The 22258-nt window shown below is 71.0% G+C and carries 20 protein-coding genes; 8 read left to right on the top strand and 12 right to left on the bottom strand.

The genetic code is table 11. The features are described from left to right. Positions 1–116 precede the first annotated feature (116 nt). From ACIBI4_RS33390 to ACIBI4_RS33350, 9 genes are all read right to left on the bottom strand, one after another. Positions 117–1688, bottom strand: a complete 1572-nt coding sequence (locus tag ACIBI4_RS33390; protein WP_399207958.1) for an alpha/beta hydrolase — start codon at positions 1686–1688, stop codon at positions 117–119. Positions 1689–1886: 198 nt separating this feature from the next. Then, on the bottom strand, positions 1887–2648 hold the full coding sequence (locus ACIBI4_RS33385) for a TIGR04222 domain-containing membrane protein (RefSeq protein ID WP_399207957.1): 762 nt from the start codon (positions 2646–2648) through the stop codon (positions 1887–1889). Positions 2649–2809: 161 nt separating this feature from the next. Further along, on the bottom strand, positions 2810–3805 hold the full coding sequence (locus ACIBI4_RS33380) for a TIGR04222 domain-containing membrane protein (RefSeq protein WP_399207956.1): 996 nt from the start codon (positions 3803–3805) through the stop codon (positions 2810–2812). Positions 3806–3809: 4 nt separating this feature from the next. Further along, the gene (locus ACIBI4_RS33375) at positions 3810–5051 is read right to left on the bottom strand and encodes a DUF692 domain-containing protein (protein ID WP_399207969.1); all 1242 of its coding nucleotides are present in this window, start codon (positions 5049–5051) and stop codon (positions 3810–3812) included. Positions 5052–5289: 238 nt separating this feature from the next. Then, positions 5290–6057, bottom strand: a complete 768-nt coding sequence (locus tag ACIBI4_RS33370; RefSeq protein WP_399207968.1) for a DUF4142 domain-containing protein — start codon at positions 6055–6057, stop codon at positions 5290–5292. Between the two features lie 111 nt (positions 6058–6168). Beyond that, positions 6169–6774: a TIGR03086 family metal-binding protein gene (locus ACIBI4_RS33365; protein WP_399207955.1), complete on the bottom strand. Its 606-nt coding sequence runs from the start codon at positions 6772–6774 to the stop codon at positions 6169–6171. After that, positions 6771–7217, bottom strand: coding sequence for a hypothetical protein (locus tag ACIBI4_RS33360; RefSeq protein ID WP_399207954.1), 447 nt, complete (start codon positions 7215–7217; stop codon positions 6771–6773). Before ACIBI4_RS33360 ends, ACIBI4_RS33365 begins: the two co-directional genes overlap by 4 nt. 94 nt (positions 7218–7311) lie before the next feature. Continuing rightward, complete coding sequence (locus tag ACIBI4_RS33355) at positions 7312–7992, bottom strand: TetR/AcrR family transcriptional regulator (RefSeq protein WP_399207953.1); 681 nt, start codon at positions 7990–7992, stop codon at positions 7312–7314. Beyond that, positions 7989–8741: a peptidyl-tRNA hydrolase gene (locus tag ACIBI4_RS33350; RefSeq protein ID WP_399207952.1), complete on the bottom strand. Its 753-nt coding sequence runs from the start codon at positions 8739–8741 to the stop codon at positions 7989–7991. Before ACIBI4_RS33350 ends, ACIBI4_RS33355 begins: the two co-directional genes overlap by 4 nt. 103 nt (positions 8742–8844) lie before the next feature. On the opposite strand from ACIBI4_RS33350, the gene ACIBI4_RS33345 reads away from it, so the two are divergent. From ACIBI4_RS33345 to ACIBI4_RS33335, 3 genes are read left to right on the top strand one after another with little or no spacing between them, the layout of a single operon-like run. After that, a complete protein-coding gene (locus tag ACIBI4_RS33345; RefSeq protein WP_399207951.1) occupies positions 8845–9522 on the top strand; it encodes an AIM24 family protein in 678 nt (225 codons plus the stop codon). Positions 9523–9527: 5 nt separating this feature from the next. After that, positions 9528–10457 carry an ATP-binding cassette domain-containing protein gene (locus tag ACIBI4_RS33340; protein ID WP_399207950.1) on the top strand — a complete coding sequence of 310 codons (930 nt, stop codon included), beginning with the start codon at positions 9528–9530 and terminating at the stop codon, positions 10455–10457. After that, positions 10454–11122, top strand: a complete 669-nt coding sequence (locus tag ACIBI4_RS33335) for an ABC transporter (RefSeq protein ID WP_399207949.1) — start codon at positions 10454–10456, stop codon at positions 11120–11122. The genes ACIBI4_RS33340 and ACIBI4_RS33335 overlap by 4 nt, the downstream gene beginning before the upstream one ends. Before the next feature lie 49 nt (positions 11123–11171). Here ACIBI4_RS33335 and ACIBI4_RS33330 read toward each other — a convergent pair whose 3' ends face one another. Further along, positions 11172–11375, bottom strand: coding sequence for a hypothetical protein (locus ACIBI4_RS33330; RefSeq protein WP_399207948.1), 204 nt, complete (start codon positions 11373–11375; stop codon positions 11172–11174). Positions 11376–11486: 111 nt separating this feature from the next. Here ACIBI4_RS33330 and ACIBI4_RS33325 point away from each other — a divergent pair, with 111 nt between their 5' ends. After that, positions 11487–12008 (top strand): MarR family winged helix-turn-helix transcriptional regulator, encoded by a 522-nt coding sequence (locus ACIBI4_RS33325; RefSeq protein WP_399207947.1) that lies wholly within the window; start codon positions 11487–11489, stop codon positions 12006–12008. Continuing rightward, positions 12005–13327, top strand: coding sequence for an MFS transporter (locus tag ACIBI4_RS33320; protein ID WP_399207946.1), 1323 nt, complete (start codon positions 12005–12007; stop codon positions 13325–13327). The genes ACIBI4_RS33325 and ACIBI4_RS33320 overlap by 4 nt, the downstream gene beginning before the upstream one ends. Here ACIBI4_RS33320 and ACIBI4_RS33315 read toward each other — a convergent pair. Beyond that, on the bottom strand, positions 13306–16317 hold the full coding sequence (locus ACIBI4_RS33315; RefSeq protein ID WP_399207945.1) for a CARDB domain-containing protein: 3012 nt from the start codon (positions 16315–16317) through the stop codon (positions 13306–13308). The two genes, ACIBI4_RS33320 and ACIBI4_RS33315, sit on opposite strands and share 22 nt — an antisense overlap. Before the next feature lie 84 nt (positions 16318–16401). After that, a complete protein-coding gene (locus tag ACIBI4_RS33310) occupies positions 16402–18579 on the bottom strand; it encodes a discoidin domain-containing protein (RefSeq protein ID WP_399207967.1) in 2178 nt (725 codons plus the stop codon). Positions 18580–18860: 281 nt separating this feature from the next. Here ACIBI4_RS33310 and ACIBI4_RS33305 point away from each other — a divergent pair, with 281 nt between their 5' ends. The 3 genes from ACIBI4_RS33305 to ACIBI4_RS33295 all read left to right on the top strand — a co-directional run bounded on the left by ACIBI4_RS33305 (position 18861) and on the right by ACIBI4_RS33295 (position 22193). After that, on the top strand, positions 18861–20195 hold the full coding sequence (locus ACIBI4_RS33305; protein ID WP_399207944.1) for an ABC transporter substrate-binding protein: 1335 nt from the start codon (positions 18861–18863) through the stop codon (positions 20193–20195). 68 nt (positions 20196–20263) lie between these two features. Next, the gene (locus ACIBI4_RS33300) at positions 20264–21199 is read left to right on the top strand and encodes a carbohydrate ABC transporter permease (protein ID WP_399207943.1); all 936 of its coding nucleotides are present in this window, start codon (positions 20264–20266) and stop codon (positions 21197–21199) included. Between the two features lie 133 nt (positions 21200–21332). Continuing rightward, positions 21333–22193 carry a carbohydrate ABC transporter permease gene (locus ACIBI4_RS33295; protein WP_399207966.1) on the top strand — a complete coding sequence of 287 codons (861 nt, stop codon included), beginning with the start codon at positions 21333–21335 and terminating at the stop codon, positions 22191–22193. Positions 22194–22258: the final 65 nt, after the last annotated feature.

Here is a 22258-nt window from a genome sequence, read left to right as displayed (position 1 = left end):
GGGCCCCGGCCCCGCCCCCCCCCCCGCGCCGGGGGGGGGGGGGGGGGGGGCCGGCGGGGGGGGGGGGGGGGGGCGGCCCCCCCCCCCCCCCCCCCCCCCTTCTGCTCCGGCCCGCCTCAGGAAGCCGGCTTCGGCTCCGCGTGCGGCGCGCAGGACGCCGTGTCGCGCGTCGGCACCTCGCCGTCCACGAGATACGCGTCCATGTGCCCGTTGACGCACGCGTTCGGACCGCCGCTGACACCGTGCGTGCCGGACTTGCGCTCCGTGACCAGGACCGAGCCGGGCAGCCTGCGGTTCAGTTCGAGCGCCCCCGTGTACGGGGTGGCCGCGTCCCGCTCCGCCGCCATGATCAGCGTCGGCGGCAGCACGCCCGGGGTGGCCCTCACGTCCAGCGGCTGCTGCCGGGGCGCCGGCCAGTAGGCGCACGGCAGGTTCATCCAGGCGTTGTCCCACGTCTCGAACGGGGCGACCTGCGCGATCTGGCTGTTGTCGCGGTCCCAGACCCGGAAGTCGGTGGGCCAGGGCGCGTCATTGCACTGGACGGCCGTGTACACCGCGTTGCCGTTCTCGTCCTCGGCCGCCGCCTCCGGATGGCTCGCGGCCTGGGCGATCAGCGGCTTCGCGTTCCCCCGCAGATACTCCGCGAGCGCGTGGGCGCGCTGCGGCCAGTAGTCGTCGTAGTACCCGGCCTTCAGATACGCGGCGTGCAGCTGCGCCGTGCCGACCTTGCCGCCGGCCGGCTTCGCGGCGAGCCGCGCCCGCACCTTCTCGTAGGAGCGCTGCACCGCGTCGGCGGTGCGGCCGAGTTGATACGTCTCGTCGTGCTTGGCGACCCACGCGCGGAAATCGGCCCAGCGGCTCTCGAAGGCGAGGGACTGGTCGAGGTTGTTGCGGTACCAGATCTGCTGGGGGTCGGGGTTGACCGCCGAGTCGAAGACCATCCTGCGGACGTGCGTGGGGAACAGCGTCGCGTAGACGGCGCCGTAATACGTGCCGTACGAGGCGCCCAGGAAGTTGAGCTTCTTCTCGCCGAGCGCCGCGCGCAGCACGTCCAGGTCGCGGGCGTTGTTGAGGGTGTTGTAGTGCCTCAGGTCCGCGCCCGCGTTCTCCAGACAGCCCTGCGCGTACGCCTTGGCGCGGGCGATCCGCTCCTTCTTGTACGTCTCGTCGGGGTGCACCGTGTGCAGCGTCGGCGCCTTCGCGAAGTCCTTGGGGTTCTGGCAGGTCAGCGGGGCTGAGCGGCCCACGCCGCGGGGCGCGTAGCCGATCAGGTCGTAGACGCGGGCGAGGTTCTTCCACTCGGGGAACGCGCCGACCATCGGGAAGTACATCCCGGAGGCGCCCGGGCCGCCCGGGTTGAAGACCAGCGCGCCCTGCCGCTCGCCCTTCTTCTTGGTGCGGGCCGGGACCTTGCTGACGGTCAGCTTGATGCTGCGGCCCTCGGGCCGGGCGTAGTCGACCGGAACGCGCACGGTCGCGCACCGGATGGCGGAGGGCAGGCCCTCCTCCTCGGGGCACTTGGTGAACTTCAGGCCGGCGGCCTCGGCGCGCTGCGCGGCGAGCGCGACCCCCTGGCTCTCGGGGACACCGCCCGTCGGGTGGTCCGCGCGGGCGGCGCCGGCCGGTGTGGCGGACAGGGCGGTCAAGGCCAGGGAGGCGGCCAGGCCGTGGAGGAGGGGCGCTCTCATCGCGCGGGGGGATCCCTTCGAGCGGAATGATCCGGAATGAAAGGGATACTTCGGCGGTGAGTTGGGGTTGTCCAGCACCGGGCGCGGCGTTGTCGCTGCAACAACCCCGTTGCGTGGAGGCGCGGCTGGGGTTGACCAGGGGCGCGCGGAGCGGGACGCGGCCGACCGGTTGCACGCGGCCCGGTTGTGGCCCGCCGGTCAGTCGAAGACGGCCCGCAGCGCCGGGTCCGTCAGCGCGCGGGGGCCACGGACCGCGACGGCGGTCAGGAAGCCGCGCTCGTCGTCCGGGCGGTCGGTCTCCAGGAGGCCGAGCAGTTCCTGCCCCTCGGTCGAGGCCCAGCGCGTGTACGGGTACACCTCGAAGCGCGCTATCGCCAGACAGCCGAGCGTCACGATCAGCGGCAGCAGGAACCAGGCGACCACCGGCGTCGTACTGCCTCCGTTGTCAGGCCACATCAGGAGCGAGACGGCGCCGAGTCCGACGATGGCGAGGGCCGCGCCCTGCACCTGGCGCACCGCGACGTCGATGCCGCCGCGGGCCCCGTCAGGTACGGCGAGCCCGGCGGCGGTGAGGCGGTCGGCGAGCTTGCGGACGGGTTCGCCGCCTGCGGTGCGCAGGCGTACGGGCGCTATCCGGGACTGGCCGTCGGGGCCTATCGCGCCGAGCACCGAACGCTCCAGGTCGTCCTTGCCGTCCGGGTCGACGACCGTGGCCCAGCCCGTGTGGGCGAGGAGGAGGCGGCGCTGGCGGGCCATCGCAATCATCGCCAGGGCCGCCACGCGGTCGGGGCCGCCGGACAGGAAGGCCGCCTCGTAGATGCTCAGCTCGGCGCCTGGGCGCTCGGCGCCGGGGCGCTCGGCGCCCGGGCGGCCGGCGCCGCGGCTCGCGGCGAGGCAGAGCCTTGTGCAGGTGATGCCTGCCAAGACCCAGGCCAGAAGGAGGAACAGGACCCAGAACATGGCGGAGTTTCTATGGGACTTGGCGTGCTCCGCGCCATGGGGTGTTCACTATGCGGACGCTCGGTGATGGAATCGTGACCCGGCGCGGTGCCGCTTTGCTGCTGTTGCTCCCAGTATCCGCCGGGGACGGGCGGGATGAAAGTCCCGCCCGCGTACCTGGCTCAGGACCCGCCTCCGCAGCCACCGCCCCCTCCACAGCTCGACCCGCTGCTGCAGCTGGAGCCGCTCGACCCGCTGCTGCAGGACGAGCCGCCGGACGAGCTGCTGCACGAGGAGCCGCCCCCGGAGGATCCGCCCGACGAGCAGGACGAACTCCCGCAGCCGGACCCGCCGCAGGCCGCCCCCTGGTCCGAGGAGTCCGACCCCGAACCGCCGCCGCACCACGTGACCGCCACGAAGGCCAGACCCGGGTCCGACGGGGTGGTCGTCTGCACCGTCCCGGGCTGTGACGTGGACCTGCGGCCCGTGGCGTTCGTCAGGCGGACGTACAGGTCACGGTCCTCGATACGCGAGCGCCCGTCCATCGCGACCCGATAGCGCACGTCCGGGTTCCCCGTGTTGGCCCGCCGGTAGGCGACGACGGCCGCCTCTCCCGCCGGCGTGAGCCGCGTGCGCGGGCGGTCGACCACAGGCAACAGCGCGAAGAATCCGAACACCGCGAGCGGTGCGGCGAACCAGGGCTCGATCAGGGCGAGTCCGCAGAGCACCAGACCGATCACGGAGAGCGGGAGCCCGCGGCGCGACAACGGCCGCGGGGCGCCGGGACGCAGCAGCAGGCCACGCTCGGCAAGACCGTCGCCGACCGCCTGGACGGCGGGGCTGCGCATCAGCGCGACCCGCATCCAGTACAGCGAACTGGTCGACGCGGCGCGGCACGCGTCGAAGAACGCCGCCTCCACCGCGTCCCGTGCCTCGTGCGAGCGCACGCGGACGATGCCCGGATCGCGCACCTGGATCCGGTTCTCCGTGGCGAGACCGGCGATCACCGTGTCCGCGACCCGTCCGGGGCCGCCGCGCAGGAAGGCCGCGTCATAGGTGGACCCGATCGAGCCGGGCGCGGGCGGCGCCGGTTCCTGGAGCGCGCTGAGGCGGCGGAAGAGATGTACGAGGCTGGGCAGACCGACCAGCGCGATCATGATGTACGAGAACGTCCGCATCGGATCATCCCCTCCCCAGCGCGAGTCGTACGCGGCGTGCGAAGCGGGCCACCGGCCGTTCGGCCATCGGCTTGGGACCCACCCGGTCCAGCCACCAGTCCGTCAGCTCCCGCCGGGCCTCCGGGTCCTCGGGCCGTCCCTCGGCGAGGACGTGCTCGGTGAAGTCGAGCGCGTCATGACGGTAGCCGCGGCTCATCGGACGGTTCTGGGCGTACGCGACGAACGCCGGCCGGTACGCGTCGCCGAGGATCACGGGTAGTTCGGGCGCGACCTTCGCGACCACGTCGGCGCGCTTGCCGGTCAGGGCCCGGCTCTGCACCGCGAGCCGCCTGCGGTCGAAGCCCTCGGGCGCAGGGGTGCCCGCGACCAGCGCCGACAGCAGCGAGGTCTGCGCGAGCGCCAGCCGGTCGCGGGCCGCCTCCGTGGACGCGCCGGTCGGTGCGGCGGGCCGTACGGGCGCGGCGGTGCGCGGAGCGGACGGGCGGTGCGCGCGCACCGTCTCGCGGATGGCGGCGAGTTCGCGCTCGAGCTCCGCGGGCTCGGGGAAGCGCTCGTCGCGCTCCAGGAGCACACCGGGCGGTGCGACGCGCGAGGCGAGGTCGGCCAGGATGTCGAGCACCGGCTGCGGCACCGGGTGCGCGTGGCTGTCGTGCCACACGCCGTCGCGTTCGAAGCCGCCCGCCACGTGCACATACGCGATGGCCTCGACGGGCAGTGCGCTCAGCGCCTCGGCCGGGTCCTCGCCGCGGTTGACGTGGTTGGTGTGCAGGTTGGCCACGTCGATGAGCAGCCGGACGCCCGTGCGCTCGACGAGCTCGGTGAGGAACTGGCCCTCGGTGAGCTCCTCGCCGGGCCAGGCCACCAGGGCCGCGATGTTCTCCACGGCGAGCGGCACCGGCAAAGCGTCCTGGGCGATCCGGATGTTCTCGCAGAGCACGTCGAGCGCGTCGTACGTCCGCGGCACGGGCAGCAGATGCCCCGCTTCCAGGTGCGGCGACGCGGTGCGCTTCCCCCCGGCCCGTACGAACGCGATGTGCTCGGTGACCAGCGGCGCGCCCAGCGCCTCGGCCCGCTCGGCGAGCGCGGTCAGCCGGGCGGGGTCGGGCCGCTCGGCGTCCCCCAGACCGAGCGACACACCGTGCGGGATCACCGTCACACCGCGCTCGCGCAGGCGCAGGACCGGCTCGGGGAGGTGGCCCGGGCAGATGTTCTCCGCCACGACCTCCACCCAGTCGATCCCCGGCATCCGCTCCACGGCCTCGGCGATCTCGGGCCGCCAGCCGATCCCCGTCCCCAGGACGGGAAGGGTCCCCCGGCCGGAAGAGGTCCCCGCCCCTGTCCGCTGGTGCTGCTGCGTCTTGTGCTGCGTCATCTCTCGCCCCCCTCGCTGTTGCGTGCAGGTGTCATGGCCCCGGTGGGCGGGGGTGAATCCACCTGGGGGGACGTTCAGAGCTTGATTTGAGGTTTCGGCCGGCGCGGAACGATCAGTCTTCCGGCTCAGGGCGGGAGGTGTTGATGTTCCCCTCACCGGGTGCGGAGGGGCGGGAGGTGAAGGACTTGTCGTCGGCGGTGGGGGAGGCGGGCGGGGCCGAGGGCACCGCGTTGGAGGCCGCCGGAGGTCCGGTAGGGCTCGCCGTGAGCTTGCCCGCCGCCTCGTCGGCGATGCCGTCGAAGTCGACGCGTCCGGTGCGCTCCAGCATCGTGATGTGGTCGAGCACCGTCTGGTTCGAGTCGGTCGCGAGCTGCCGGATGAGGGTGTTGCGGGTCGTGTGCCGCACCTCGGCGATCAGGGCGAACACCTTGCCGTGCGAGTTGCGCAGCAGGTTCGCGAACTTCTGCTCGTAGTCGAGCCCGCGGGCGGCCGCCAGCTCGTTCAGCCAGCCCTGCTGCTGGTCCGTGGGCTGGTTGGGCAGTTCGACATTGAGCCGGGCGGCGACGGAGCGGGTGCGCCGGTCGAGGTCGGTGTGGCCGACGATGAGGTGGTCGCCGGCGTCCCTGATCGCCTCGGTGGGCGCGCGCTCCATCGCCTGCTGCCCGGCGGGTATCTCCCAGAGCCCGGCCAGCCGGACCTTCACGAGGAAGTCGCGGTCGGTCGCGGTCAGCGGTCCCCACTGCGTGGAGACCGTGCCGGCGTCGACGTTCGCCTGGCCGGTGCCCGACCGGTCGGCGTACGACCAGACCGGGAAGGCGAGCGCCCCGAGCGTGGCCACGAGTGCCGCGATGATGAGGGCCGTTCCATTGACGCGTCGCAGCAAGAGTGCCTCCCGGGGTAGTGCGCGTACCCGCACGAACCTTCCGCCAACTGACTCGCCGTTCAACCTGCTTGGCGGTATTGAGAGATACGCAATCCCGGGATGTTGTGTTCAGAGTGACTGTGGCGGTTCCTGGTCGTCCGGAGACCAGTGGGGGTCGCGGCCGAGCAGTTTCAGTGCGCTCGTGACCGGATCGCCGTCACCCGCGTGCGGCCGCAGCGCCGGACCGAAGAAGGGCGCCCGGTTGCCGTCCGGTATCCGCCGGGCGATCCGCAGCACCGATTCCCATACGGGGAGCGGGAGTTGAGGTTCCGTCCCGAGTGTGACGGCCACGTCCCACGCGTGCACGGCGGCATCGAGCAGATGGAAGGACACGGCGACCCGGGCCGGGAAGGCGCCGCCCAGCTCGGGCAGCACGAACGCGGCCTCGGTCCCGCCGCCTTCGGCGAACGGTGCGATCAGGGCCGCCACCGACAGGCCGTACGCGTCCACCGGACCGGACCCCGCCTCGGGCACGCGCCAGTACGCGGCGAGACCGCCCTCGCCGCGCGCGGCGGCCGCGAACCCGCGGTTCTGCGCGGTCATATGGGCGACCAGATCGCCGAGCGTCCAGCCCGCGCAAGGGGTCGGCCGGCCCCAGTCCGAGGCGCCGGCACTGCGGACGAGCCGCAGCGTCTCCGTGACGGCGATGCGGTCGAACTCGACGTACGGCGTCATGCTTCCTCCAGGTGTACGGGCGGGTGGGGCCAGGGAGTTGTGCCGCGCAGGAGGCCGTGGGCGCGGGCCCACACCGCGTCCGGATCGAAGTCCTCGGCCGCCCAGAAGGTGGCGCGCAGTTCGCCGCGGCCGCGGTGGGCGCGGACGACATCGAGATGGTCGGGGCGGGTCACGAAGCTCTTGAGGGCGACCTCGTCGGCCCACACGGACACGGCGCCGGAGCGCCGGCCCGCGAGGTCGGCCCAGAGCCACATGCCGAGGGCGCCCGGGGTGCGGTGCCAGGTGCGGCGCAGCCGCAGCCCGGCCAGCGCGACGGCGCCCGCCTGGGCGTGCCCGCGCGCGGTGAATTCGGTGACGCTCACATGGACCGGGCAGAGCGAGAAGGGGACGGGCCCCGGGGTCCAGCGGGTGCGGAGGATGCGCGGGGGTCGGGTCGTCGTCATGCATCGAGCATAAAACTAAACGACCGGTCGTGCTATTAGTTTCCGGTGGAGCGCTTCTCGATGTTCGGGATGGGTGGTTGCGGCGGGGAAGCCCTCAGCCGTCGTCGCGTACGAACGAGGGGTCGGTGGCAGCGGCGCACAGCCGCGACAGGACGCCCTTGCGCGCCAAGTCGTACGCACGGATGTCCCGGTGCAGTACGGAGTGGGCGTTGGCCGCCTCCATCAGCGCGGCCAGCTCGAAGGCGACCTGCGCCGCGTCCGTGTCCGCCGCCAGCTCCCCGGCCTCGCGCGCCTCCTGCACGTACGTCTCGATCAGACCGAGCCAGGCGTCCTGCGTCCCGACGAGCGCGTCGTGCACCGAGCCCTCGCGTGCGTCGAACTCGGCGAACACGCCGGAGAAGAAGCAGCCCCCGGGGAAGACCCGCCCCTGCGAATAGGCCAGCCAGGACTCGCACAGGCGCCGCACCTTGTCCGCTCCCGCGGGCAAGTCCCGCACCGGGGCGATCACTTCATCCGTGAAGATCCGCGCCGCCGCGCGGATCGTCGAGAGCTGCAGCTCCTCCTTGGAGCCGAACAGGGCGAACACCCCGCTCTTGCTGAGCCCGAGCTCGGTGGCGATCCGCCCGACCGAGAGCGCTTCGAGGCCCTCGACGGAGGCGATGTCGACGGTGTGGCGGAGCACGAGGCGCCGGGTGCGGTTGCCGCGCTCGACGCGGCCGTCGCGTGTGCTCGGTGCCGCCTCGCCTTCGCCGGCCGCGGCGCGGGCCGTACTCATCGCCGCAACGCCGGATGGTCGGCGACGACCGTGCACGAACCGGGGGCGATCTCGGTGAACCCCGCGTCCCTGACCACGGGCAGGCCGCTCGTGGTCAGCGCGGCCCACTGGCCGCGGGCCGCCGTACGGACCGCGAGGGGGAAGCCCGCGTCGCGCCACTCCTCGCGCTCCGCACCGGACAGTTCCCACCAGGCGAGCTGGGCGCCGTGGCCCGCCTGGGCCATGGCCTTGCCCGCCGACATGTCGACATCGGGGCTCAGCCACAGGACCGTCCCCGCGGGATCGGGGTCCACGGGCGGCTCCGGGTCCTCCAACTCCGTACCGGACACCTGGAGTTTGGCGAGCTCCTTCGGCCAGCCGTCCAGCGGCACCGGCGGGAAGACGCGGACCTCCGCCGACTTGCCGGTGACAGTGAGACCGGGCAGCGCTGCGGCCTTGCGCCACTCGGCGCCGCGAGCGCGCCGGACCACCTTGCGGATCCGGGCGTCCTGCCAGTCCCGCATCGCCTCGGCCCACTCGCCGTCGCCGAGCGAACGCGGGTCGCTGAGCATCACGAGCACCGCGCGGGCCGCCGTCTCCAGGGCGTCGGTGCGCGCCGGGGGAGCGGTCTTCTCCAGGTGCACCACGAGCGGCAGGACGAACTGCGGCGCCTCGTCCCGACGCTCGTTCTCGTGCCGGAAGGGGCTGTCCTGGGCCGGGTCCTCGGAGGAGTCCACAGAGGTGTTCACGGAGGGGTTCTCGCTGCTCACCCGTCCCAGTCTGCCAGGAGTCCGCCCCTGCCCCTACGAAAGTGTGCGCGGTATAGCCCTTGGTCTCTTGGCGTTGTCAGTGCCGCGCGCGAGGATGCAAGGCATGAAGAGCGACCTGTTTGCCGCGCAGCACATGGCTCAGCCGGCCACCGTGCCCGGGATGAGCCTGCAGAACTCCAAGTCGATCAAGTACGTGGTGAATGGCGAGATGTACGCGCGCCAGGGCGCGATGGTCGCCTACCGCGGAAATCTGCAGTTCGAGCGCAAGGGGCAGGGGATAGGCGGCATGCTCAAGCGGGCCGTCACCGGCGAGGGGCTGCCGCTCATGGCGGTGCGCGGCCAGGGCGAGGCCTGGTTCGCACAGCAGGCGGCCAACTGCTTCATCGTCGACGTGGAGCCGGGGGACGCGCTCACGATCAACGGGCGCAATGTCCTGTGCTTCGATCCCACGCTCTCGTACGAGATCAAGACCGTGAAGGGCTCGGGGATCGCGGGCGGCGGGCTGTTCAACAGCGTGTTCACCGGGCAGGGCAAGCTCGGCGTGATCTGCGAGGGGGAGCCCATCGTCATACCCGTCTCGCCGCAGGCCCCGGTCTTCGTGGACACGGACGCGGTGGTGGGCTGGAACTCGTCGCTGCACACCTCCCTGCACCGCTCGCAGTCCATCGGCTCGATGGTGCGCGGCGGTTCGGGCGAGGCGGTGCAGCTGAAGCTGGAAGGGGAGGGGTACGTCATCGTCCGGCCCAGCGAGGCACCGGCCACCCAGCCCAAGGCACACTGAGGTCCATGCTGACGTTCCACCACGTAGGCCGCCGCTACGGGATCGGTGGACCGTGGGTGCTGCGCGGTGTCGGTCTGAGCCTGCCCGCGGGCACCCTGGTCCGCGTCACGGGCGCCAACGGCACAGGGAAATCAACCCTGTTGCGGCTCGCGGCGGGCATCGACGCGCCCACCGCGGGCCGGATCGAGGGCCGCCCGCGCACGGCGTTCGTACCGGAGCGCTTCCCGCCCGCGCTGCCCTTCACGGCCCACGGCTACCTCACGCACCTCGGCCGGATCCACGGTCTGTCCCGGCGGACCGCCCGCGCGCGGGCCGAGCACTGGCTGGAGCGCTTCGGGGCGGGGGCGTACGGCGGCAGCGCGCTTTCCGAGCTGTCCAAGGGCACCAGCCAGAAGGTGGCCGTGGCCCAGGCCCTGCTCGCCGAGCCCGAGTTGCTGGTGCTCGACGAGGCGTGGACCGGCCTCGACGCGGCGGCCCGCGACGAGCTGGACCAGGCCGTGACCGAGCGGGTCGCGGCCGGTTCCTGTGTGCTCTTCGTCGACCACGACCCGCGCCGGCTCGCGGACGAGGTCGCGGCCGCGTACGAGGTGGAGGGCACGGCCCTGGTCGCCGTCGAGGCGAGCGGCGGCGCGGGCCGCGCGCCCCGCGTCCGCGTCGAAGCCGAGGCCCCGCACGGCAGCCGCCTCCCGGACGGGCTGCCGGCCGGGGCCACCTACGAGACGGATCCCGCGGGCACGGTGTGCTTCACCGTCCCGGCCGACCGCTCCGACGCACTGCTGCGGGCGCTCTTGACCGCAGACGTCCCCTGGCACATCCGCCGCGTCCATGCATCACCGCACCGGATCCACGGGACACCACCCGGCGGGACACCACCCGACAGGACACCGCCCCGCCCGTCCCCCTCCGACTCCCCGGCCCCGGCGCGTGAACGATGACCGCACTGCTCGGCTACCACGCCGCCCTGCTCCTGCGCTCCCAACGCTGGCTCGCACCGGCCGTGTTGTACGGGGCGCTGCTCGCCGTCGGCGTCAGCATGGGCGATCCGGTGCTGGACTCCCTCGGCTACGCGGCGGCCGCACTGCTGCCCGTGACGGCCTGGCTGGTCCGCGTCTGCGCCACCCAGGAGCCGGCCGCGGCGCGCCACTGCGTCGTCGCCGCGACCGCACCCTGGCGCGCCCAACTGGCCTGTCTGCTCACGGCATCGGGCGCGGCGGCGCTCCTCGGCCTGGCGGGCACGATCGTGACGGTCGTCCTCGCCGACGCCCACAACACGGACGGAACCGTGGCCGTCCCCGTGCCGGGCGCCCTGGCCTCCGGCCTGCTCGCGGCCGCGGTCTGCACGCTGACCGGGGCGGCCGTGGGTGCCCTGTGCACCTGGCCGGTGCAGCGCAGCCGCGGTCTGTCGATGGCGCTGATGTGCCTGGCGACCCTGCTCGTCGCGGTCCTCGCGGGCTCCCCCGCCCAGGACGCCATCTCCTCCCTGATCACGGGCTCCCGCACGGGATCGGTCCCGCTCTCCCCGCTGCCTCTCGCGGCGGCCCTCCTCGCCGCGGCCGCCGCGGCGGGGGTTTCGTGCGGCCTCAGCGCACGGCGAGGCTGAGCCGGAGGACAGTTAGGGCCTGCCCGGTGGATCGTGCCTGGGACGGGCCCTAGCCCGAACAGGCCGCCCGCTCCGCCTCCCGCCACTCGCAGACGGGACAGAGCGTGCTGCCCTTCGTGGACTCCGGGTACTCCGTGGGCTCGCGACACAGGACGCACTCCGCGTAGGGAGGGCCGGACGGGCCGGTCGACTCGCCGGTCCGCGCTTCCGCACCGGGCGTATCCGCTTCGCAGTAACTCTCGTCGTCGGCCATCCCCTCACCGTAAGGGAAGCGGCGAAGCGGAAGCGGCGAAGCGGAAGCGGCGAGAAGCAAGCCGTGCAACGGAGGCCTGGCCATTTATCACAGCGCTGTTATATTAGCGCTGTGACATCTGCGGACAGTACTGCCCCGGACCCCTCCGCCTCCGCGGACCCCACCACGCAACCCGACCCCTGGCACACCCTGCACGAGCTGCTCGCGGCCATGGACGCCGAGATCGAGCGGGTCTACCGCGAGCGCGGCATCGAGGGCGTACGGCCCCGGTTCGCCTATCCGCTGATCCGGCTCGCCCACACCGGACCGCTGACGATCCGCGAGCTCGCGACATCCCTGGGCCGTTCGCACTCCGCGATCAGCCAGACCGTCACGGCCATGCGGAAGGAGGATCTCGTCACCTCCGAACCGGGGCCCGACGCCCGGACACGGCGCATCGACCTGACCGAACGGGGCCGAGCCCTGGTGCCGTTCCTGGAGGCGGAGTGGCGCGCCACCCACCGGACGGTCGCCGAGCTCGACGGCGAGGTCCCCTACGCGATGACCAGCGTCGTCGAGGAAGTACGGAAGGCCCTGGAGCGCCGGACGATGCGGCAGCGGATCCTCGACCACATCGAGGAGCCGTCGCGATGAGAGGGCGGCTCCGGTTCCTCGACACGCGCCCGCTGCGCGCCAGCCGGCCGTTCCGCGACCTGTGGATCGGTACCTCCGCCGCCCAACTCGGCGGACAGATGGCCACCGTGGCGGTGCTGGCCCAGGTGTGGGACCTGACCGGCAGCCCGGTCGGCACCGGGGCCATCGGGCTCGCCACGGGAGTGCCGATGGTGCTCTTCGGGCTGCTCGGCGGCACGGTGGCCGACCGACTCGACCGCCGTACGGTCGCGCGGGCCACCACCGTGGGTCAGCTCCTCGCCTCCGCGGCGCTGTGGGCCCAGGCCCTGGCCGGCAACCGCAATGTGGTCCTGCTGCTCGTCCTGGTGGCGGCCGGCGCGAGCTGCGGCGCGCTCGGCGCTCCCGCCCGGAAGACCATGCCCGTCCGCCTGCTGCCGGGCGACCAGGTCGCCCCGGGCCTCGCGCTGATGAACGTCTCGTTCCAGGCGTCGATGCTGGCCGGACCCGCCCTGGCCGGTCTCGTCATGGCCCGCTGGGACGTCTCCGCCGCGTACGCCGCCCAGGCCGTGGCCACGGCTGTCGCGGCCCTCTCCTTGACGCGGCTGCCCGCGATGCGCCCGGAACGAGCCACACCGGTCGCCGCCGCGGCGGAGGACGCCAGGCACCGCCCGGAGCGCGGTGCCTGGCGGATCCTGATCCGGCCGACGCTGTGGGGCTCGATGACCACCGACCTCTCGGCGACGCTGCTCGCCATGCCCATCGCGCTCTTCCCGCTGGTCAACGAGGTCCGCTTCGGCGGGAGTCCGCAGACCCTCGGACTGTTCCTCTCGGCCGTCGCGGTCGGCGGCATCACGGCCGGTCTGCTCTCCGGCACGGTCACCCGGTGGCGCCGCAGCGGCCTCGTGCAGCTGTCCGCCGCGGCCGTCTGGGGTCTCGCGCTGGCCTGCTTCGGCCTGGCGGGGCCCCTGTGGGCGGCGCTTCTCTGCCTGGCCGTCGCCGGTGCCGCGGACACCGTGTCCGTCATCACCCGCGGCGCCCTGGTGCAGCTGGAGACCCCGGACGCGTACCGGGGGAGGGTCTCCTCGGTGGAGCACGTCATCGGGGTCGCGGGCCCCGAACTCGGCAACTTCCGGGGCGGCCTGCTGGCCTCGGCCACCTCCGCCTCGTTCTCACTTGTCGTGGGCGGCCTGTCCGCGGCCGTCGCCATCGCCGCCGTGGCCGCGACGAACGCGCCCCTGCGCGCGTACCGCACACCGCCACGCGAGGAACCGCCCGGATCCGAACAGCGGACCCGGGCGGTATCGGTGAACGCGGGAGGTCAGAGCCCGGAGAGCTGCTGACCCACCCGGGAAGCGGCCGGGGTGGACCCGGCCCCGTCGATCACGAACTGCGAACCGGGCTCGACGAGCACGTCCCCGTCCCGCGACCCGCTGATGTCCACGTTCGTGAGCGTGGCGCTGCCCCGCGCCCCGCCCATCGCGAGGATGCCCGAGCCGTTGTTGGACTTCGAGATGGTCACGCTCTCGATCTTCACGCCCGGCATGTCACCGCCACCCGTCTTGAACTGGATGCCGTCGTACGTCGAGTCGTGGATGTCCGTGTCGCGGATCGTGACCCCGGGGATGCTCGGTCCCTGCGCGAAGAGCGTGATCGCGCCGAACTCCTGGTCCTCGTTCCAGAACGCCCCGCCCGTGCGGTACAGACCGTTGTTCGCGATCAGGGTCTGGCCCGTGAACGGGATCGGGTCGTGGTCCGTGGCGAGCATGATGCCCGGGTAGTTCATGGTGTCGTACACGAGGTTGTTCTCGATCTTGTTGCCGTAACCGCCGTACACCGCGATGCCGTTGGCGCGCCACGGCAGCTGGACGGTGTTGTTGCGGAACACGTTGTCGTGGCCGATGTCGACCGAGGTGTCCTTCACGTACTTGCTGGCCCAGACGGCGAGCGCGTCGTCGCCGGTGTTGCGGAACGACGAGTTGTAGACGGTCGAGTTCCGGGTGCCGTTGGTGAAGTTGATGCCGTCCGCGTAGGTGTTGCGGATGCGCATCCCGCTGAACTCGAGGCCGTCGCCCGGCCCCCACAGCTCGGGGATGTTGGAGTAGTCGCGGCCCACCCAGGCGCCGACGTTGGCGTGCTCGATCCAGACGTTGCTGATCTTGGTGTCCTTGCCGAGCCGGCCGTTGATCCCGACCCCGCCCTCGGCATTGCCGTCGCCGCCGCGGATCTGGCCCGAGCCGAAGATGGCGAGGTCCGAGATCTTGGTGTTGTCGTCGATGTCGAAGCCGAAGTTCCCCTCGTGCGGGTGGTTGATGCCGCCCGCCTCGTGCGGCGGGGTGAGCGTGTAGAGCTGCGAGTGCCACATGCCGGCGCCGCGGATCGTCACGTCACGGATGCCGACCTGGTTGAACTGGCCCCGGTTCTGCGGGTCGTCGGTGAGGATCTTCTGCTCCTGGCGCCACTGCCCGGCCGGGATCCACACGCAGGCGATGTCACCGTTCTGGTCGGCGGTCACCGCCTTCTGGAGCGCGGTGGTGTCGTCGATCCCGTCGTTCGGGATCGCCCCGTACTCCGTGATGGAGGTGCACGCGGCCGGCTTCTGCGCCGGCGGTGCGACCTGCTCGAGATCGATCAGGTCGACGATGTAGAACGCGGCATCGTCCCCGGCGTCGCGCTGCAGCCTGAACTTCGTACCCGCCGGATAGGTCTGCGCGAGCAACGCGTGCGACTCGTCGAACAGGCGGCGCGCGTCACCGCCCGGGGTGTTGGTGAGGCCCTCGGGCTGGTCCGTGTTCCCGTACAGCCAGCTGTACTTCGAGGACAGCGTCACCTTCTGCACGAACTGTCCGTCCGCGTACAGACTCAGCGTCTTCTGCTGACCTCCGCCGCCCGGCGCGTCCGGGATGGAGTTGCGGACGACGATCGAGTTGGCCGCGTTCGTCGAGGTGAACTCGACGTGCTGGCCGGTCGAGGTGAGGCGTACCGACTTGCGGCCCGAGGACTCGGTGGCGAAGTTGGTGTGCCCGAAGGTGCGCTCGGCGTCCGCTTCGAGCAGCGTCCCGTCGTACGTACCGTCCTCGGCCTCGTACTCGACATACGGGACCGCGGCGCCGCGGCCGACGACGATGGAGCGGGACAGGACGTTGTTGTCCTCGTTGGTCTCTTCCACCACACCGCTGGCGTCGGCGGTCGCGGTGAGTGTGGCGCCGCCGCTTGTGGCCGTCCAGCTGCCGTCGATGCCGACCGTGGCGGTCTCACCCGCGGCGACGGCGGGGGCGGTGCCGTCGAGCGTCTTGTCGCCGACCGTCAGACGCGTCACCGAACCGGCGCTCACCGCGCTGGTGCCGCGGTTGTGCACCTTCACCGCGAAGGTGACGTCCGAACCGACGGCCGGGCTCGACGGGTTGGAGGTGATCCCGGTGACCTGCAGGTCAGGCCCGGGGGACTGGCCGACGGTCAGCTTGTCCTCGGCCGTCAGGCTGTTGTTCTCGTTGTCCTGCTCGGCGACGGTGTCCGCCGGATCGACCACCGCCGACACCGTGTAACTGCCCTCGGCCCGCTTGCCGAGCGCCACATCGACCTCGGCCGAGGCGCCGGCCTCCAGCGCCGGCACCTGCGCACTGCCCGCGACGGTGCCGCCGAGGCTCACCTCGACCGCGGTGGCCGCGGCGTCGGCGGTGCCCGTGTTCCGTACGGTCGCCTTCGCGGTGATCGCGTCGTTCTCGCTGGGGGCGGCGGGGGACCAGGTCAGGCCGGACACCGTGAGGTCCGGGTTGGGCGCGGGTTCACCGTTGACCTGGAACTCGGCTATCTGGCCGCCGTACCCGGACGAGTTGCCGGAGATCTTCAGCTGGACGTCGGCGTAGCTGCCGGTGACCGGGATGCTCACGGAATTCTGGTTGGCCGCCGGGTCGAACACGTAGTCCGCCTGCGCCTTCAGCGTGGTGTAGCTCCCGCCGTCCTGCGTCCGGCCGAGCACCTCGATGTCCTGGGTGCGCTTCGACCAGGCCGCGTCAGGGTTCAGCTTGAGCACGACGGAGGACAGCTCGGCGTCCGCGCCCAGCTTGACGGTCAGGGTCGAGGGGTGGCCGCTCGCCTCCCAGTACGTGCTGGTGGAATCGTCGTTGGCGTTCGTGGCGAAGTAGTTCTGGGTCGAGGACGAGGCCTCGATGGGCTTGCCGACGGCCAGGTTCTCGACGGCAGCCTTCTTGGCGACGGCCCCCGGGGCAGGGGCGGCGGCGGTTGCCGTTCCGATGGGGACCAGGGCCGAGGCAAGCAGCCCGGCACCCAGCCGGACGGCGGTCAGCCGCCTGGTGTGTCGTCTCGCTCTCATTGCGTTCCTCTCAGTGCGGACAGGCCGGATCGGTGCGAACAGGCCGGATCAGTGCGAACAGGACGGAGCAACGGGGTCCAGGAGTCAGCCGAGATACGCCTCGACCTCGCTGAACTGGGCCGCGGGCCAGCCGCTGTTGGCGGTCACATGGACCCGCAGGTGGCGGACATCGGGCGCGGAGGCGGGCACGGCCACCGTGACGGTGTTGCCGCTCGCCGGATCGAAGCGGTGGCCGGCCGACGCGACCAGGGTGCTGAACTGCTCGCCGTCCGCACTTCCCTGCACGGACAGCGTCTGCGTCCGCGCCGCCCACGCCTGTGCCGGCGGCAGCTTCAGGACCACCCGGCGTACGGGCTGCGCCGAGCCGAGGTCGACCGTGAGGGACTGGGGGAAGGCGTGGTTCACCGACTCCCAGTACGAGGAGGCGTCACCGTCGACGGCCCGCCCCGGCGCGTACACGTCGGCGGATCCGGTCGCGGTGACCGGCCGGCCCTTCGCCAGGTTGCGGCCGGGATCGGGGTCCGGGTCGGGATCGGGGTCCGGGTTGCCGCCGCCGGGCGTGGGCCAGGTCGTGCAGTCCGCCCAGGTGCTGTCCCAGCCGGAGTTCCCGCCGCCGTCGGTCAGCGCGAAGGTGCCGGAGCCGGACGGGTAGGGGCAGTTGTAGATCCCCGCTGCGCCGACCCCGGTGGCCTTCACGTTGCTCATCCGTACGGCGCCCGGCGTCTCCGCCTGGACGACCACCGTGCCCACCTTGTCCACGGTCGATCCGTCGATGGTCACGTTCTTGACGGCCTTCCCGGTCCCGCCGCCGGAGACGAACTCGTACGCGCTGTACGGGCTGTCCTCGATCGTCGTGCCGGTGATGTTCACCGTGGCCTCGATGGCGCTGTCGTACGCGTCGACCCGCAACGCGCCCATCGGGTGGTTCCAGTTGGGGTTCATCGCGCCCGTACGCACGAGGGTGTTGCCGGAGACCGTGATCGTCCCCGACAGCGGGAAGAACGGGTCGAGGAACTTCTGGTTGGAGATGGCGATCCCGCTGCCGAGCGCGTTGGTGTCGAGGACGAGGTTGTCCTCGACGGTGATGTCACGGCCGCCGTAGATCGCGATGCCGTTCGCCAGGTTCGGCTGGGTGATCGTGTTGTTCGCGAAGGTGGAACCGTCGTTCGTGGCGTTCAGCGACCACATCGCGAGCGAGTCGTCGCCCTGGTTGCGCAGGAAGTTGTTCCGCACCTGGACGCCGCGTGCGTTGCCGTTGAGGTTGAGTCCGTCGGCCGTCATGTCGAGGAAGCGGTTGTCCTCGACGACGAGGTTGTCGTTGTTCCCGGTCAGCCACAGGCCGACCTTGACGTGCTGCAGCCACATACCGGAGACCGAGGATCCGGGGCCGAGCGAGCCGTTGACGAAGTTGTCGGGGTTGCCGTCGACCCGCTCGGTGACCTCGCCGATCACCGCGAAGTCCTTGAGGTGGACCTTGCCCGCGGAGTTCGACTGGTTGATGAACCGTGAGGACCGTACGACCGAGTGCCAGTGGCCCGCGCCCCGGACCGTCACGTTCTCCACGCCGCTCAGCTCGGAGCCGACCCTGAACTCGCCCGCCGGGATCCACACCGTGCCGCCGCTGCCCTTGGCCTGGCTGATCGCCTCGCGGAAGGCCTGCGCGGAGTCCTGTTGTCCGGTGGGGTCGGCGCCCTTGTCGACGACGGAGACGGCCCCGTCCGGCTTCGTCGCCGGCTGACCGGCCCGCTCGAAGTCGGCGACATCGACCGTGACCTGGGTGGAGACGGCCTCAAGGCGCACCTTGTCGCCCGCCTGCAGCTCACGGCCGAGCAGAATCCGGGCGTTGTCGTAGAAGTGATGCGTCTTTGCTCCCGGAATCCATGGCGTGTCGACGTAGCTGTACTTGGAAGTGACGGGGATCGAGCGCTCCAGCTTGCTGCCGTTCACGTATACGGCGAGGGAGCCGCTCTGCCCGTCGGGCACGCTGTACGCCACGTTCACGGCGTTCGCCGCCGATTCGAGCGTGAACTCCACGTGCTGACCTGCTGCGATACGGACGGCCTGCCGTCCCGATGCCTCACTGGCGAGCGTGCCCTGGGTGTGGTCGGGGCCGATCCTCGCGCCGGTGGACGCGGCGGACTCGGCTTCCAGGGGCGTGAAGGGGAGCGAGGCGCCTGCGGCGGCCTCTTCTGCGGCGGCGGCGGGGACGGCGACGCCGACCACGCTTCCCACCAGCGAAATCGCCACGACGAGCGTGGACATGACATGTCGATGCATCTGCGGGTGCACCTTCCTGAATGGGGGTTGGGGAGGGAGCGGGCCCGGGCGCCTACGGCCGCACACTCAAGCAGTGCCGGCGAATGATCACAAGATGTCGGCGAGATTTCGCAAATTCTCGACAGACGGCTGCAAGCAAAGATCACTGCCGTGATGCAGTCGTAATCTTGCAATGTTGGATCAGAATCTTGCGTAGCTCTGTTGGCCGTCCTAATGTGACGCACCGATCAGGGCAGTGCCCTGGGCATCACCCCAGAGGAGCCGTAATGAAGCCCCGTAACCTCGCGATCCTCCTGACCTCGACGAGTCTGGTTCTCACCGCCACGGCGTGCGGCGGCGATTCGGACTCGGGGGACAAGGGAGACGTCACGATCACCGTTGCGTGCCAGCCGGCCAAGACCGCGCCCAAGACACGCAAGGCGTGGGACGACGATGTCGCCGCATTCGAGAAGGCGCACCCCGGTGTCAAGGTCAAGAGCACGGACCAGCAGCCGTGCTTCGACCCGAAGACCTTCGCCGCGAAGCTGGCCGGCGGCCAGATGGAGACCGTGTTCGTGGTGCCGGTCACCAACTACGCGGATGTCATATCCAAGAAGCAGGCGAAGGACATCTCGGGCGTCACCGATCTCGTCAAGAACTACGGCGACATCAAGCAGGAAGCCCGCGACATGGTCACGGAGGGCGGCAAGGTCTACGGCGTCCCGAACGTGAACTACAGCGTCGGACTCGTCTACAACCGGGCCCTGTTCAAGGAGGCCGGCCTCGACCCCGAGGCCCCGCCGAAGACCTGGGACGAGGTCAGGGACGCGGCGAAGAAGATCGCGGACCTGGGTGACGGCTACGTCGGATACGGCGAGTACGGCGGCGGCAACACGGGCGGCTGGCACTTCGCGCAGTCCATCTTCAGCCGCGGCGGCGAGATGGTCACCGACGGCAAGGCCGCCTTCAACAGCCCCGAGGGCAAGGCCGTCCTGCAGACGCTGCACGACATGCGCTGGGAGGACAACAGCACCGGCTCCAAGGTCCTGATCGGCTGGGAGTCCCTGATGCAGGCGATGGGCGCGGGCAAGACGGGCATGATGCTCGGCGCGCCCGACGTCGTCACCGACGTGGTGCAGAAGTTCCAGGGCAAGGTCGAGGACTACGGCATCACCGGTATTCCCGAGGGCAAGGCGTCGCTCACCGGCGGCGAGGCCTACATGGTCAACCCCAAGGCGAGCGCCGCCGAGACCAAGGCGGCCATGCAGTGGATCGACTTCCAGTTCAACACCCCCGGCAAGGGCCGCCACGACTACGCGCGCGGCAAGGCCAACGGTGACCCGGTGGGCGTCCCCAACAACGACTACATGGGCGACTCGCCGACCGGCAAGGAGATCATCAAGCTCCGTACCGACAACGCGAGGCTCCCGGTCGGCAACTACCAGACGTACGTGGATGCCTCGACGAGCGTCGCGCCCAAGCTGGAGCCGCCGAAGGCGCAGGAGCTCTACGCCGTGCTCGATGTGGCCATGTCCGCGGTCCTGACCCGCGAGAACGCCGACATCGACAAGCTGCTCGCCGACGCCGAGACCAAGGCGAACGCGATTCTGGCGAAGAGCTGACCGTCACGGACCAGGGGTGCCGTCCCGGTGGGCGGCGCCCCGTACCGCGGCGCGGAACGGGAGATCACATGGACACCACCACCCTGCCGGCGAAGCGGCCCACACGGCCGCCGCGCAGGCCACCGTCCCGCAGGCGCAGGGCGGTCCGCACCAACATCACGGCGTACGGATTCCTGTGCGCGGCGCTCTTCTGCTTCGCGCTCTTCGCCTGGTGGCCGATGATCCGGCAGATCATCATGAGCTTCCAGGAGACCAATCTGGTCGACGAGCCCACGTGGGTCGGGCTCGACAACTTCCGTGCGGTCATCGAGGACCCGGCGTTCGGCCAGGCATGGAAGAACACGGTCGTCTTCACACTTCTCGCCCTCGTGTGCGGCTATGTGATCCCCTTCGCGGTGGCGATCGTCCTCAACGAACTGCGGCACGCCCGCGCCTACTTGCGCTTCGTCGTCTATCTCCCGGTGATGCTGCCGCCGATCGTCTCGGTGCTGCTCTTCAAGTGGTTCTACGATCCCGGGCCCGGCCTGTTCAACCAGGTGCTCGACTTCTTCGGACTGCCGACGCTCGCCTGGCTCGACTCCACGGACACCGCCCTGATCTCCCTGGTCATCGTCTCCACCTGGATGAACATGGGCGCCGGCGTCCTGATCTACCTCGCCGCGCTGCAGAACATCCCCGGTGAGCTCTATGAGGCGGCGGAACTCGACGGCGCGGGGATCTTCAAACGGATCTGGAACGTCACCGTCCCGCAGACCAGGCTGATCCTGCTGCTCATGCTGATGCTGCAACTCGTCGCCACGATGCAGGTGTTCATCGAGCCCTACATGCTCACCGAGGGCGGACCCGAGAACTCCACGGTCACCGTCGCCTATCTGATGTTCCAGTACGCCTTCCGCTTCGGCGGCAACTACGGCGCCGGCAGCGCGCTCGGCGTGATGCTCATGATCGTTCTCCTGGCGGTCGCCGCGGTCCAGCTCCGGCTGACCCGCGACGAGAAGAGGTAGTCCCGTGGCCCACACAGTCGACACACCCGCCCACCCCGACTCCCCGGAGGCGTCCCGCAAGGTGACTCCACCGCCCGCCCGCCGCAGGAGGAAGCGCCGCCGCGCCGCCTGGGCCGACGGCCACTCCCGCACGATCGTCTCGCCCCTGGAGCTCAAGTCCCGCTGGGGGACCCGCATTTACTGGGCCGTGTTCGCGGGCGTCGTGCTCCTGTTCACCCTGGTCTTCGTCTTCCCGCTGTACTGGATGGTCACCAGCGCCATGAAGTCGGGCGAGGAAATCGCCCAGATGCCGCCGACGCTCTGGCCGAAGGACCCGGACTTCTCCGTGTTCGCGGACGCCTGGGAGCTCTTCGACATCGGACTGCTCCTGAAGAACACGCTCTTCTACGCGATCGGCGGCTGGCTCTTCACCCTCGCCGTGGACGTCACCGCCGCGTACGCCCTGTCCAAGCTGCGCCCGATGTTCGGCAACGCGATCCTCGGCGCGATGCTCGCGACGCTGATGATCCCGCCGATCGTGGTCATGATCCCGGCGTACGTCAACGCGACGGACGTGGCGCTCTTCGGCTGGAACCTACTCAACTCGCCCTGGGCGATCTGGTTCCCGGTGGCCGCCAACGGCTTCAACATCTTCCTGCTCAAACGGTTCTTCGACTCGATCCCCGACGAGATCCTCGAAGCGGCCGAGATCGACGGGGTACCGCCCTGGCGGGTGCTCGTCTCGATCATCCTGCCGATCTCGCGGCCCATCCTCGGCGTGGTCTCCATCTTCACCGTGGTGATGGTGTTCAAGGACTTCCTCTGGCCGCTGCTCGTCCTGCCGGACAGCGAGAAGATGACGATCAGCGTGGGTCTGTCGCAGACCGCGGGAGCGGTCGGCCAGAACCAGATCATGGCCGGACTCGTCATCGCGAGCATCCCGATGATCATCGTGTTCTTCGTCTTCCAGCGCAGCATCATGGCGGGCCTCACCGCCGGCAGCCTCAAGGGCTGAGCCCGGCCGCCCCGCCGTACCGCACCCGACTTCGCTTCCCACTCCGGAAATGCGCTCCGCCGCCG

This window comes from Streptomyces sp. NPDC050418 (genome assembly GCF_044458745.1).
Taxonomy (GTDB): Bacteria; Actinomycetota; Actinomycetes; order Streptomycetales; family Streptomycetaceae; genus Streptomyces.
Note: the sequence above shows the minus strand (reverse complement) of the source record. Positions and strands in the feature narration are given on the sequence as shown.